The sequence below is a fragment of the Acidimicrobiales bacterium genome, assembly GCA_041394245.1.
Taxonomy (GTDB): Bacteria; Actinomycetota; Acidimicrobiia; order Acidimicrobiales; family Aldehydirespiratoraceae; genus JAJRXC01.
In genome coordinates, this window is the sequence record JAWKIR010000003.1 from 104,416 (window position 1) to 118,117 (window position 13,702).

General features: G+C 70.1%; 13 protein-coding genes. 7 read left to right on the forward strand and 6 right to left on the reverse strand.

Annotated features, from left to right (window positions below; all coding sequences use genetic code 11):
- Nucleotides 1-19 precede the first annotated feature (19 nt).
- The 4 genes from R2707_15025 to R2707_15040 all read right to left on the reverse strand — a co-directional run bounded on the left by R2707_15025 (nt 20) and on the right by R2707_15040 (nt 5,338).
- Nucleotides 20-1,042, reverse strand: a complete 1,023-nt coding sequence (locus R2707_15025; GenBank protein ID MEZ5246412.1) for an extracellular solute-binding protein — start codon at nt 1,040-1,042, stop codon at nt 20-22.
- A gap of 106 nt (nt 1,043-1,148) precedes the next feature.
- Nucleotides 1,149-2,219 carry an ABC transporter ATP-binding protein gene (locus R2707_15030; protein MEZ5246413.1) on the reverse strand — a complete coding sequence of 357 codons (1,071 nt, stop codon included), beginning with the start codon at nt 2,217-2,219 and terminating at the stop codon, nt 1,149-1,151.
- Nucleotides 2,220-2,300: 81 nt separating this feature from the next.
- Nucleotides 2,301-3,260, reverse strand: coding sequence for a sucrase ferredoxin (locus R2707_15035; protein MEZ5246414.1), 960 nt, complete (start codon nt 3,258-3,260; stop codon nt 2,301-2,303).
- Complete coding sequence (locus tag R2707_15040; protein MEZ5246415.1) at nt 3,257-5,338, reverse strand: AAA family ATPase; 2,082 nt, start codon at nt 5,336-5,338, stop codon at nt 3,257-3,259. The genes R2707_15035 and R2707_15040 overlap by 4 nt, the downstream gene beginning before the upstream one ends.
- Before the next feature lie 116 nt (nt 5,339-5,454).
- Between R2707_15040 and R2707_15045 the strand changes: the two genes are divergently transcribed.
- A complete protein-coding gene (locus R2707_15045; protein MEZ5246416.1) occupies nt 5,455-6,405 on the forward strand; it encodes a patatin-like phospholipase family protein in 951 nt (316 codons plus the stop codon).
- Nucleotides 6,406-6,420: 15 nt separating this feature from the next.
- On the opposite strand, the gene R2707_15050 is transcribed toward R2707_15045, so the two are convergent.
- On the reverse strand, nt 6,421-7,215 hold the full coding sequence (locus R2707_15050; protein ID MEZ5246417.1) for a hypothetical protein: 795 nt from the start codon (nt 7,213-7,215) through the stop codon (nt 6,421-6,423).
- Between the two features lie 63 nt (nt 7,216-7,278).
- On the opposite strand from R2707_15050, the gene hemE reads away from it, so the two are divergent.
- The 6 genes from hemE (at nt 7,279) to lnt (ending at nt 13,174) form a co-directional block, all read left to right on the forward strand.
- Nucleotides 7,279-8,328 (forward strand): uroporphyrinogen decarboxylase, encoded by a 1,050-nt coding sequence (hemE, locus tag R2707_15055; protein MEZ5246418.1) that lies wholly within the window; start codon nt 7,279-7,281, stop codon nt 8,326-8,328.
- A complete protein-coding gene (gene hemG, locus R2707_15060; protein ID MEZ5246419.1) occupies nt 8,325-9,683 on the forward strand; it encodes a protoporphyrinogen oxidase in 1,359 nt (452 codons plus the stop codon). The genes hemE and hemG overlap by 4 nt, the downstream gene beginning before the upstream one ends.
- 72 nt (nt 9,684-9,755) lie before the next feature.
- A complete protein-coding gene (locus R2707_15065; GenBank protein MEZ5246420.1) occupies nt 9,756-10,364 on the forward strand; it encodes a hypothetical protein in 609 nt (202 codons plus the stop codon).
- 192 nt (nt 10,365-10,556) lie between these two features.
- Complete coding sequence (locus R2707_15070; GenBank protein ID MEZ5246421.1) at nt 10,557-10,931, forward strand: transglycosylase family protein; 375 nt, start codon at nt 10,557-10,559, stop codon at nt 10,929-10,931.
- Nucleotides 10,932-10,997: 66 nt separating this feature from the next.
- Nucleotides 10,998-11,684, forward strand: coding sequence for an adenylate/guanylate cyclase domain-containing protein (locus tag R2707_15075; GenBank protein MEZ5246422.1), 687 nt, complete (start codon nt 10,998-11,000; stop codon nt 11,682-11,684).
- Entirely contained in the window at nt 11,681-13,174 is a 1,494-nt protein-coding gene (gene lnt, locus R2707_15080; protein ID MEZ5246423.1) for an apolipoprotein N-acyltransferase, read from the forward strand. The genes R2707_15075 and lnt overlap by 4 nt, the downstream gene beginning before the upstream one ends.
- Here lnt and dtd read toward each other — a convergent pair.
- Complete coding sequence (gene dtd, locus R2707_15085) at nt 13,152-13,607, reverse strand: D-aminoacyl-tRNA deacylase (GenBank protein MEZ5246424.1); 456 nt, start codon at nt 13,605-13,607, stop codon at nt 13,152-13,154. The genes lnt and dtd overlap by 23 nt on opposite strands.
- Nucleotides 13,608-13,702: the final 95 nt, after the last annotated feature.

Consider the following 13,702-nt stretch of genomic DNA (forward strand, 5'->3'; position numbering starts at 1 on the left):
GGAAGCCGACGAGGAGGAACTACTCGACGAGGCCACTCTCTCGAATCAGTTCGATCGTGCCGGTCAGGCCGTCACCGAGCACCGAGTAGTCGATGGTGTCGGTGGCGTAGCCGTCGAGCGCGGGAAGGCCCTCGGGTGCCGCAACGCCGGGGAGCAGCGGGTACTCCTGGGTTTCGGTCACGAACGTCGACTGTGCCGCTTCGCCGAGCAGGAACGCCAGGAGCTGCGCGGCCTCGTCCTTCGCGTCCGACGATTCGAGGACCGCGCCACCGGTCACGATCACCAGCGAACCGAGGTCGGTGGTGTCGAGGAAGTGGTTGACGCTCGGGAGCGACGGGTCGGCTTCGAGCGCCCGCAGGTTGTAGTAGTGGTTGACGAGGCCGAGGGGAATCTCACCCCGCCCCACCGCCTCGACGATGGCGGAGTTCTTCGGGTAGTTCGGCGAGTTGTTGGCCGCCATTCCCTCGAGCCATGCGCGGGTGGCGTCGTCGCCCAACTCGCTGCGCATCGCAGTCACGAAATCCTGGAACGAGCCGTTGTCGGGGGCGACGCCCACCTGGCCTGCGTACTTCGGATCGGTCAGGTCGAGCACCGACGCCGGAAGATCGGACGGGTCGACGAGCTCGGAGTTGTAGACGATGACGCGCACCCGGCCGGTGATGCCGACCCACGTGTCGTCGTTGGCGGCATAGCCCTCGTCGACGAGCCCGGTGAGCGAGCTGTCGAGGGTTGCCAGGCGATCCTCGCCCGCCAAGAGGCCGAGCGCTCCCGGGCTCTGGGAGATGAAGACGTCGGCGGGCGAATTGTCGCCCTCGGTCTGGATCAAGAGGGCGAGGTCGGCCGACCCCTCGTAGCGGGCGTTCACCTCGATGCCGGTCTCGGCGGTGAAGGCGTCGAGGAGCGGCTCGATGAGCTCCTGCTCGCGGCCGGAGTAGACCGTGATGGACGAGGCGCCCTCGCCGGCATCGCCGGTATCGCCGTCGCTGCTGTCGTCGCCGCACGCGGTGGCGAGCAGGGCGATGGCGAGGAGCGCGGCCGGCAACCGGCGTACGGTGCGCGAGCGTGGGTGTTTCGGAGATGGTTTCGTCATAGGCGAGAACCTAGCCAGGATCGACGGATTGTTAGGCGTCCTTAACATGTGATCTGCGTCACACCACCGTGGCGGCATCGGGTGCGTACGCGACGGTCGGCACCCCTCGGTGCCCGACTGCCACGGTGTCGCCGGCCCGGTGGGCGGGTGCGCCGGTGACACGACTCCGAACGACCGTGCCGTCGTCGAGCCGCACCGTCGACAGGGCATCGTGCCCGTAGTACTCTACGTCGACCACCACGCCTCCGGTCCCGTCGGACAACACGATCTCCTCCGGCCGGATGAGGACCCGGACGGGGCCCGTCCGCTCGTCGACGAGACCGATGACACCGAGAGGGGTCTCGGCCCGGTCGCCCCGAGCATCACCGGGAACCAGCTCGGCCTCACCCACGAACGAGGCGAGCCACGGGTCGACCGGGTTGCGGTAGAGCTCGGCCGGCGACGCCTGCTGCACCACCCGGCCGTCGCGCATGACGGCGACCTGGTCACCGAGCACGAACGCCTCGTCCTGATCGTGGGTGACGAACATCGCCGTCACGGACAGATCACGAAGCAGCCGGGCGACGTCGGCGCGCACATCGGCGCGGAGGTTGGTGTCGAGACTGGAGAACGGCTCGTCGAGCAGCAGGACATCGGGTTGGGGGGCGAGGGCGCGAGCCAGCGCGACCCGTTGCTGCTGGCCACCCGACAGCGAACCCGGGAGCCGATCGGCGAGATCACCGACACCGACCATCTCGAGCAGCACACCGACCCGCCGACGGGCCTCCGGGTTGCGACGCCCGAAACGGCGGAGGCGAACGTCGCGCGGCAGGCCGTAGGCCACGTTCGCGGCCACGCTCAGGTGCGGGAACAAGGCCCAGTCCTGGAACACGAGCCCCACGCGACGCTCCTCAGCCGGCACACTCGTGCCGTCGCCGGCGACCCGCTGATCACCGAGCCAGACCTCACCGCTGTCGATCGACTGGAGACCGGCGATCACCCGCAACAGGGTGGTCTTCCCGCAGCCGCTGGGGCCGAGGATCGCCAGCTGCTGACCGGCCGACGCCTCGAGCGAGACACCGCGGAGCACGGGCGCGCCACCGAGGTCGAGGCGCAGGTCGTGCACGGCGACGCCGGGTTTGTGAGGCATGCTTTACAAGCTACCGGCGGACGCCCTGCGGCCACCACTTGCCCCGCCTGCCACCGGGGAGCACCACCCTCGGCGCCGCACTCATTCCCCTCGGCTGATCGAGCGCACTCGCCACTCGGCGCCGGGCTTGGCCGGCAGACCGCCGGGTTGGCCACACGCGATGGTCGGCACCGCACGGCCCGTCTCGACCTCGACTCGCCAGCGTTCACCCTCGGCCACCACCTCGACCACCGTGACCTCACCGTCGACGGAGCCGGCGTCGAGCACGGCGGCGGTGCGTGCCACGGTGTCGAAACGCCAATCGTCGACCTCGGCCATGACGGCCCGTTCCGCCATCTGCGCGGGACCCCCGGCCACACCGATCCAACCGCGGCATCGTCGAGCGACGGCCGCCGGGCTGATGTCGGATCGGAGGATCCCGATCATCTCGTCGACACCGACCATCCCCCACATGCGTCCGTCCGGCAGGGTCACGCCGGTCGGGGCCATGCGATGACCGCCGGTGTGACTCACCCGCCGCAGGGAGAGACCCGGGTCGAGCGCGTGGAGTGCGGCGTGCATCGAGGTTCCCCGCGAGCCGCAGCAGACATCGTGGCTGCCCTGGGTGCACAGCAGCAGCTCGCGGCGGGGCTCGGTCGACACGACCGATGCCGGCGAGGCATCGAGCCCCTCCGCCAGGAGCCGCTCGAGGAGGTCGGCCACCACGAGCGGATCGACCTGGTGTTCGGTGCGGGAGAACTGCGCGCCGTCGGTGAGCCGGTGGGTGACCACGCGGCCGACACCGTCGTCGAGCGGGACGGCCGCGAGCACCCGCACACGGCGTCCGGCCTCACCGGCCGCCATCACGAGTTCGGGCACGGCGGTGAAACCGGGCGCCGCCCAGACCGGCTTCGGCCAGGGAAGGGCGACGTCGACCACGATCAGTTCGTCGACCCACAGCGCACTCCCGCCGGGGTCGAGATCGATCCGTTCGGCGTGGGGCGCGCAGCGTTCGGCGGCGGTGGCCGCCGGCAGCAGCGCAGGGTCGAACGCCAGGCTCATGGTTCGGTCAGGATCGCAGGCAACGGCTCACGATGCACGACGGCGATGCGCTTCGTGGCCCGGGTGAGGGCGACATAGAGCGACCTGATGCCCTGCCGTTCCTCGTCGATGATCCGGGCCGGCTCGACGATCACCGCCGCGTCGACCTCCAACCCCTTGACCAGCCGCACCGGCACGACGGTGACCCGCTGATCGAGGCCGTGGCGGGTCGGTCCACCCACCGGCATCTCGCGGGCCTCGAACGCCGCGTTGACCTCTTCGACGAGCGAGTCGGGGACCACGACGGCGACATTGCCCTCGGCGACGGCACGCAGTTCGGCCTGCACGGTGTCGACGAGGCCGTGCACGAAGTCCTCCACCCGCACGATGCGGGGCGGGTCGCCATCGGTGCGCACCGGTTGCGGCGGCCGCAACCCGGGAGCGGCAACCGGCAACACCTTGTTCGCGAGCGCCATCGCCGGCCCCGGGATCCGGTAGCCGATGGTGAGCTCCCGATACCTGGCCTCGCGCTTCTCGGGCAGGGCACCGACGACGGCATCCCACCCGTCGTTGGCCCAGGCGCCGGTCGCCTGGGCGATGTCGCCGACGATGGTCATCGAGCCGTTGAGCGATCGACGGGCGATCATGCGCAGCTCCATCGGCGAGAGGTCCTGGGCCTCGTCGATGCAGATGTGGCCGTAGGTGCGCACGGCATCGAGGTCGCGCTTGCCCGGTCGATAGCCGAGCAGGGCACGGCCCTCGTCGAGCAGCGGCACGTCCTGGAACCGCCAGATCACCTCGTCGGCGTGACGGGACCGGGGCCGATGGAGACGCTGGATCTCCTCGTCGGTGAAGACACCGCGATTGGCGGACCGCAGCAGGGCCCGCGAGCCGTAGAGATCGTGGAGGAGATGCGGCGGGCTCAGGACCGGCCACATCCAGTCGAGCGCCTCGCGGATCGGCAGCTCGTGGCGGATCCGCTCACGCACCGTCTTCGCGTCGACGTGGCGTCGCGCGCTGGCGGCCAGCTTCTGGAAGAACAACTCCTCGACGATCTTGCGGCCGGAGTTGTGACCCCGTGACCGACGCCGGGCCTCCCTGATGATCCACGCCGATTCCTCGGCCGTGATGCGCAATCGCTGCAGGCCGAAGCCGACGACGAGTTCGTCGCGCAGCGCCCGCTCGCGGTCGTGGACGGCGCGGGCGAGGACCTTGATCATGCGCGGGTCGCCCTTGATCCGCGCCGCCGGCTCGTCGTCGAGCTTGTCGACACGAACCCGGGGGCGAAGGAGATCGGCCAGCACCGCGATGTCGACACCGGCTTCGCCGAGCGAGGGCAGGACCTGCTCGATGTAGGCAACGAACAACCGGTTGGGGCCCACCACGAGGACGCCCTGACCTTCGAGCGGGAAGCGATGCGTGTAGAGGAGGTAGGCCGCCCGATGGAGCGCGACCACCGTCTTGCCCGTGCCCGGACCGCCCTGCACGACCAGTACGCCCGGCATCTCCGCCCGGATGATCTCGTCCTGCTCGCCCTGGATCGTCGCGACGATGTCGCCGAGACGGCCGGTGCGCGACGCCTCGAGTGCCGCGATGAGGGCGCCCTGACCGCGGGTTCCCACGTCCTCGGCCGTGATGTCGCGGAGATCGCCGAACAGCTCGTCGTCGATGCCGAGCAAGGTGCGGCCCCGGGTGGCGAAGTGACGCCGGCGCTCGATGCCCATGGGTTGACGGCCGGTGGCCCGGTAGAAGGGCTCGGCGATGGGGGCCCGCCAGTCGACCACGACCGGATCCTGCTCGCGATCCCACACCCCGAGCCGTCCGATGTAGAACTTCTCGTCGGTCCCAGCCGGATCGATGCGACCGAAGACGAGCGACCGGTCGCCCAGATTGAGCTGGCTCAGGCGGTTGACGGCGCCCTCGATCATCGACTCCCGCTCGAAACGGTGCTGGTTCGTGCCGCCCCGCTGGGCCTCGTGACCGCCGGTGATGCGATGGGCCCGCTCGCGCGCGTCCTCCAGGCAGGCGTAGGCCCAGTCGAGATGCGCCTGCTCGGCGTCGAGCTCGGGATGACGGTCGGACACTGGCTGGGTGGACACTGGTTCGGCAGACACTGGTTCGGCAGACACGGGGGTGGGGGGACTCCCAGGGAGGGGGGAAACGGTTCAGTGTACCGGCACCCCAAGAGGCCACGACCCCCGTACCCTCTGCTGGGATGTTCTCGATCGGACTCGTGCTCAGCGCCGGCGGACCGCTCGGCGACCCCTGGCATGCCGGGGTCCTCGGGCGGCTCGAGGAGACCACCGGTTGGGACTCCCGGACCGCCGATCTCGTGATCGGCACGTCGGCCGGCTCGATCACCGCGCTGACCCTGCGTGCCGGGGTGGCTGCCGTCGACCGCAAGCTCCACATGACCGGTGGGCCGGTCAGCCCTGAAGCAGCGGAGATCTACGCCCGCATCGTCACGCCCTACGACGCGCCGGAGGTCGACCGCGACTGGCGGCCGGCCTCACCGAAGATGGCCCTGCGGGCAGTGTGGCCGCCATGGAAGCTCGATCCGGTGCGACTGGCGATGGCGAACCTCCCACGGGGAAATCATTCCGGAGAGCCACTCGAGAAGCGGATGAACGAGCTCCTCCCCGACGGCTGGCCGGAGCAGCCGACCTGGATCGTCGCCGTGCGCATGTTCGACGGTCGACGGGTCGTCTTCGGTCGCGACGACGTGCGGGGCACCGTCGGGCAGGCGGTGCGCTCGTCGTCGGCCGTTCCCGGCTACTACACGCCCGGCCGGGTCGGCGACCGTGAATACATCGACGGTGGCGTGCACTCGTCGACCAATCTCGACCTGGCGGCGATGCTCGGGTTCGATCTGGTGATCGTGTCGTCTGCCATGACCGCCGCCGAGGGCAGCCGCAACTGGGTCACCGATCCGACACGCGCCTGGTTCAGCGGCAAGCTCGACGACGAGGTGGCCGAAGTCCGCGCCCGCGGCACCGCGGTGGCCGTGATCGAGCCCGATCGCGACACGATCGGTGCCCTCGACAAGCACGCCGACAACGCCCGCGCCAACGCGGCCGAAGCCGGCGCCGCCGCCGTCGACCGGGTGCTGGCGCGCCCCGAAGGCGCCGGTCTCGTCGAGTTGATCGGGCGAGCCGCGAGCGACTGAACCGCCGGGGGGCGTTCAGCATCCGCCGCCGGGCGACGGGATGTCGGGGATCGAGGGGTCGATCACCTCGACGTGCACATGGGGGTTCGACGGGGTCGCCGTGAACTCGTCGACCTGGGATTCGAACGGGAGTCGTGTCGCGCGCGGCGCGATGACGGTGATGCCCGCCTCGAGTCGGTCGCCCACGCCGACGAGGAGGCCGTCGATGTGGAAGATCTTGACCTCCCACCCCGGCGCCGTGTCGGGTTCGATGACCAGGAAGTCGTCGGAGTAGTCGCAGTAGAGCACATAGGTTCCACCCCGGATCACCGTGCCGGTCACCGGCGATCGGATCTCGACCTCCGGGTCGACGACGATGTCGGCCGCCGTGCGCGACCCGGTGTTGCGGCCCCGGCTCTCGAGCGTGACCGAGGGTGCCGCGCCCTCGACGGTCGTCTGCTGCTGGGACCCGTCGTGGCCCGCTTCGTGGAAGCCGATCAGCTCGACGCGCCGGGCCGGATGGAAGAGTTCCACGGGGCCGGCCGTCGAGAACAGGGCGTAGTCCTGTTCGGTGTAGACGGGCCCGTCCGGCACGGTCGTCGTCGTGCTGGTGCTGGTCGTCGTCGTGCTGGTCGTCGTCGTGCTGCTCGTGCTCGTACTCGTCGTCGTGCTGGTCGTCGTCGTGCTGCTCGTCGTCGGCGACAGCTCCTCGGCGAGCGCCGGCTCGGCGATCCGCAGGTCGCCGTTGTCGCCGAGACCGCACGACGTCGTCACGACGACCAGGGCCGCGAAGACGAGCGGTGATGCTGGAAAGCGGGAGCGACGCGACATCGGAGCGATGGTACCGCCGGCCCGCTGCCGTCCCGGGGCGCCCCCGTCGGTAGCCTCGACGACATGTCCGCCGGCCGATTCGACGATCACCCCTTCATCCGAGCATGCCGCGGCCTCCCCCACGACCGCGTGCCGGTGTGGTTCATGCGCCAGGCCGGACGTTCACTCCCGGAGTACCGCGCCATCCGGGGCGAGGGCACGATCCTCGATGCCATCGCCGACGCCGACCTCTCGACCGAGATCACGCTGCAACCGGTGCGCCGCTACGGCGTCGACGCGGCGATCCTCTACTCCGACATCGTCGTCCCGGCCCACGCCGTCGGGTTCGGGCTGACCGTCACGCCCGGGGTCGGCCCCGAGGTCGAGCATCCCTTTCGATCAGCCACCGACCTCGACCGCCTGCGGCCGCTCGATCCCGAAGCCGACACGCCCTACGTGCTCGAGACGGTCCGCCAGCTCGTGGCCGAGCTCGACGTTCCCCTGATCGGTTTCGCCGGCGCGCCGTTCACGGTGGCGTCGTACCTGATCGAGGGTCGACCCTCCCGCGACTATGTCAACACCAAGAGCCTGATGTTCAACGACGAGTCGTTGTGGCACTCGCTCATGGACCGGCTCGCCGACATGGCGATCGCCTCACTGCGCTCCCAGATCGACAGTGGTGCGTCGGCGATCCAGCTGTTCGACTCGTGGGCCGGCGCGCTGTCGCCGCCCCAGTACGAGCGCTACGTGCTCCCACACTCGTCCAAGGTGTTGGCCGGCGTGGCCGACACCGGCGTGCCCCGCATCCACTTCGGAGTGGCCACCGGCGAACTGTTGGAGCTGATCCGCGACGCGGGCGCCGACGTGGTCGGCGTCGACTGGCGGGTTCCGCTCGATCGGGCTCGTGCCCGCCTCGGCGACGGCGTCGCCCTCCAGGGCAACCTCGATCCGACCATGGTGCTCGCCGGGGTGGAACCGGCCGTCGAGGGCACCCGCGACGTGCTCGCCCGCAACGCCGGCCATCCCGGCCATGTGTTCAACCTCGGCCACGGCGTGATGCCTGCGGTCGACCCCGACGTCTTGAGCGAGGTCGTCCGGATCGTCCACACCGAGGGTCGCGTCAACCCGTCGTGAGCGAACTCGTCGTCGTCGTGGGCGGTGGCATCACCGGCCTCGCCGCGGGCCACGAGCTCCACCGCCAGGGCCGGGAGTTCGTCGTGTTGGATGCCGCCGGACGAGTCGGAGGGAAGATCGCCGCCGGCCCGGTCGAAGGATCGGGTCTGGCGTTCGACGTCGACATGGCGGCCGACGGATTCCTCGCCCGGGAGCCAGAGATGACGGAGCTCTGCATCGAACTCGGGCTCGAATCTCACCTCACCTCACCGCGGCCGGGCGGCGCGTTCATGTGGGTCGACGGCGCGCTGCGACGGATTCCGCCGAGCGTGCTCGGCGCGCCGCTCGATCCCGATGCGGTGGCCGACAGCGGCATCGTCTCGTCGGCCGGCGTCGACGCGCTGCGCGCCGGTCTCATCGCCGACCTCCCCGCCCTGCAGGGCGACGCCACCGTGGGCGCCGTGCTGCGACCTCGGGTCGGCGACGAGGTCTTCGACCGGCTCGTCGATCCGCTCATCGGCGGCATCAACGCGGGTACCGCCGACGAGATGTCGATCCGCGCCGGTGCCAGGGCACTCGCCGACGCGGCTGCGACGGGCGGGCCGTTCGGCCAGGCCCTGCGCGACCATGTCGCCGCGACCGTCAGCGGTGGTCCGGTCTTCCATGGCATCAGGGGCGGCAGCCAGCGCATCATCGACGCGCTGGCCGACGAACTGGGCGACGCCATCCGCACCGGTGCAGAGGTGTTCGACCTCGAGCGCGACGGCGATGCATGGATCGTGCGGACCGACGACGAGACACTGCGGGCCGGCCGCGTCGTCGTCACCACACCGGGTTGGGTGAGCGCGGGTCTCGTCGCCCCGCACGCTCCCGAAGCCGCGGCGGTGCTCGCGGGACTCGCCTACGCCGATGCCGTCCTCGTCACCTTCGTGGCCCACCGCGACCAGATCGCCCACGACCTCGACGGGGCCGGCTTCCTGGTCCCCCGCGACCAGGGGCTGCTGATGACGGCCTGTTCGGTGTCGTCCTACAAGTGGGAGCACTACGACGACGGCGAACACGTGATCCTGCGCGTCTCGGCCGGCCGCACCGACGACGGTCGCTGGCTCGAGATGTCGACCGAGGCCGTCGTCGACCGGCTGCTCGACGAGCTCCGCCTCACGGTCGGGCTGACCGGCGATGCCGTCGCCCGGGTCAGCGAGTGGCGCCGCTGTCTCCCGCAGTACCGGCCCGGCCACCTCGAACGCTGCGATCAGATCGACGAATGGCTCCGCCGCGACGCGCCGGGTGTCACGGTGGCCGGGGCATCGATGCGCGGGCTCGGGCTGCCTGCCTGCGTGCGCCAGGGACGTGCCGCGGTCGCGACCGCCGACTGACTGGGCGACCACTCTCTGCAAGATACCCTTGCGAGGATTGTCGATGGATCCCTCACACCCTACGGTGTCGTCATGGTCGAAGACTTCCCCACGAAGAAGAAGCGCCGCCCCCGTGCCGAGCTCAAGGAGCTCATGATCCAGGGAGGCGTGGAAGTACTCCAGGAGTTCGGCGTCGAGACCCAGCTCTCGTCGGTGAGCTACGCCAAGGTGTTCGAGCACGTCGAGCGGACCCATGGGGTGCGCATCACCTACGGCTCGGTCCACGAACGGATCTGGAACTCCCTCCAGGAGTATCAGCTCTCGGTCATCGAGCGCGCCGGGGTCTGGGATCAGGACGGTGCCTCCGCCGACGGCGGCGACTACGACTGGGCCGACTGGCTGCAGACGATGGTTGCGCTGTCGTCGGCGAGCGACGAGTCGGTCGCCGAGGCGGCCACCAACGGCGCCCGCGCCACCTATGCCACCCGTACTGCGACGAGCTCCGCCCCGGCCGATGAACTGATGCCCGCCGACGACGACGTCGACGACGTGGCCGAGATCCTCGCCGTCGCCGTCGCCGACGGCCTCCAGCTGCGCTCGTTCCTCACCGGCGACGACACGACGCACCTGATCCCGCTCGCCCAGGCCATCGTCCACGAGTGGGCACGACACCGCGGGGGTCGGGCGAGCACCCAGGTGTGACGCTCGGCACAGCGCAGCCGCTGTGTGACTTCGGTCTCAATGTTGCAATTGTGTGACGGAACGGGTCTACCTTGTCGGGCGCTGAGGCGTTGGTGACCGCCCCGCACCCCTGCCCACGACCAGCGAGTCGTGTGACCGGTCACCCAGCTCAACGCCACGACACGGGCCCCGCCCGAGGAGGCAGCACTCTTCATGCGTCGAACGATCCGATTGCTCGCGTTCGCACTGGCCGCGTTGTTCGCGACCACCGCGTGCACCCCCGAGGGCCTCGCCCTCTACCTCGACACCACCGAGGAAGTCCGCGACGTCCTGTCCAACGAGGAACTGAGCCGGCTTCGGACCTGCGAATCGACCGACAACTACGAAGCCGTCTCACGCAGTGGGCTCTATCGCGGCGCGTACCAGTTCGATCAGACCACCTGGGACGACGTCGCCGGCCGCTTCTTCCCGTGGCTGGCCGGCGTCGATCCCGTCGATGCCGAACCGTGGTGGCAAGACGCCATGGCGCGCGCACTCTGGTCCGAGCGCGGCCGGCAGCCCTGGCCGATCTGTGGCCACAAGGTCTGAGGCGGGAGCATTCCCGTCGACACGCACGTATCGAACATGTGCTGACGCCTGTGGGAGTCTGACGGCGTGACGCCGTCAGACTTTCACTCGTCGGATCTGCCGCCGACCGCCAACGCGCTGGCGATCAGCACCGACGCCACCGGAGAACTCCTGGTCCCGCTGCTCGCGGCCGACACCGGTCCGGCTCGCGACTGGGCCGAGGCGGCCGAGGCGGACCAGGTCGCTCGTCCCGAGGATCTGGCCGAGGGCGACACCCACCTCAACGTCATGCGGACGTTCTGCTTCGCGGACCTGAGCGGCTTCACCGCCTACACCCGAGAGCACGGCCCTCACGCAGCGGTCCGTCAGCTGGGCGAGTTCCGGCGCGTCACCCGCAACGTCGCCGCGAAGCGAGGGGTGCGGGTGGCGAAGTGGCTCGGCGACGGTGTCATGGTCGTCGGCACCGAACCGGCACCGACGATCGCGCTCGGTGCGCATCTGGTGCACCACTTCTCCGACTCGGCCATTCGGGTCCGGGTCGGCCTCGCCACGGGTATCGCCCTTCTCTTCGAGGGCGACGACTACATCGGCGAGCCCGTCAACCTCGCCGCGAAACTGTGTTCGGCCGCGTCACCCGGCGAAGTGCTCGCCGTCACCGATCCCGACGACCTTCCGAGATGGGTCACGAGCGGGGGCGACGTCACCGTGCGCATCAAGGGCGTCGGCTCCGTGGGTGGCGTCCACCGTCTCCGGGTCGACACCTCCGCAACGTGAACCGCAGCCGTGTCGTGAACCGCAATCGCGCCCTGAGCGCGCTCGCCGGCCTCAGCATCGCGGCAGCGCTCCCACCGTGGGGTTGGTGGCCGCTGGGCCTCGCCGGGCTCGGGCTGTGGTTCCACCTGCTCGAGGGGGTCTCGGGACGGACCCGCTTCCGCCGGTCGCTCGCCGTCGGCGCGTTCTGGGCGTTCCCGTCGACACTGTGGATGTTCGATCTGACGCCTCCCGGCTGGCCCGTGGCCGCCGGCGTGTTCACCGTTCTGGTCGCACTGGCCGGCTGGGCGACACCTTCGCAAGGCCCGAGACGTTCGCTGACCTTCGCGTCGGCCGTCGTGATCGCCGAACTGATCCGCTGGCACGTCCCGTTCGGTGGCGTGCCGATCGCGACGCTGGCCATGGTGTCGGTCGACACCCCGTGGTCCATCGCCGCCCGATTCCTCGGATCGGCCTTCCTCGTCCTCGTCACGGTGTTCATCGCCGCCGGCCTGCGCGACGCCGTGGTCCAGCGGCGCGTGCCGTGGTCCCCGATCGGCGCCCTCTGCGCGGCGGTCCTCCTCGGCTATCTCGGCGGTGTCGGCGTCGACACCGTGCGTACCATCGACGTCGTCATCGTCCAGGGTGGTGGTCCACAGAACACCCGGGCCGACACGTGCGAGAACCGGCGGGTGTTCGAACGCCACGTCCGGGCCACCGAACTCATCGCCGACGACGAGGACGTCGACCTGATCCTGTGGCCCGAGGACGTCGTCCATCCGGTCGACGACGCGATCCCCACGCCCTCGCGCTGCGATGCGCCGGTCTTGCGGGCCGACGAGGCACTGGGTGAGCTCCGCCGGCTCGCGGCGGAGAAGGACGCGACGATCGTCAGCGGGTGGTTCGAACCGTCCGACGACCGGACCTTCAACCAGAACTTCTCGGTGATCACGACGCCCGACGGCGAGACGGGCGACCGCTACGACAAGGTGCGTCTCGTCCCCTTCGGTGAATTCGTCCCGCTCCGCTCGTTCCTCGAGAACTTCAGCGACGAACTCCCGGGTCGCGATGTCCGCGCCGGCACCGAACCGGCCGTGCTCGAGTCCGAGTTCGGCCCACTCGGCATCTCCATCTCGTGGGAGATCTTCTTCGACTACCGGGCCCGCGACGCCATGAACAACGGCGGGCAGATCCTCCTGAACCCCACCAACGGCTCGTCGTACTGGCTCACGATCGTCCAGACCCAGCAGGTCGCGTCGAGTCGTCTGCGAGCCATCGAGAACGACCGCTGGGTCCTCCAGGCAGCGCCCACCGGCTTCTCCGCCGTCGTCGGCGCCGACGGCACGGTGCACCAGCGCACATCCGTGAGCGAGCAGGCGATCCTTCGTCAGGCCGTGCCGCTGCGGGAGGGCCGCACCCTGGCCACCATCGCCGGGCCGTGGCCGATGCTGCTGGTCTGCCTCACCGTCATCGGCCGCAGCCGACGACGGGTCACACCTCGATCGAGAGCGTGATCGGGCCGTCGTTGACCAGCTCGACGGCCATGTCGGCGCGGAAGCGTCCGGTGGCGACCACCGCCCCGAGCGAGCGCAATTCGGCCACGACGGCGTCGACGAGTGGCTCGGCGATCTCGGGCCTCGCCGCGTCGGAGTAGCCCGGCCGGCGGCCCTTGCGGGTGTCGCCGTAGAGCGTGAACTGGCTGACCACCAGCACCTCGCCGGTGGTGTCGGCGACCGAGTGGTTCATGACGCCGTCGGCGTCGTCGAAGATCCGCAGGTTCCAGATCTTTTCTGCCAACCTGGCGGCCTGGGCGGGGGTGTCGGCGTGGGTCACCCCGACCAGGGCGAGGATTCCGGCACCGATCTCGCCGGTGATCTCAGGGTCGGGACCGTCGACACCCACGGTCACCTTGGCCCGACTCACCCGTTGCACCAGTGCTCGCACCATCCGTTTCTACACGGCGCCCGCGTGCCCGATGGCACCGCGAGTGTGGAAAACCGCCGATCCAGGGCATCATTTGACGTCCCCTTCGTCCCCGCGGA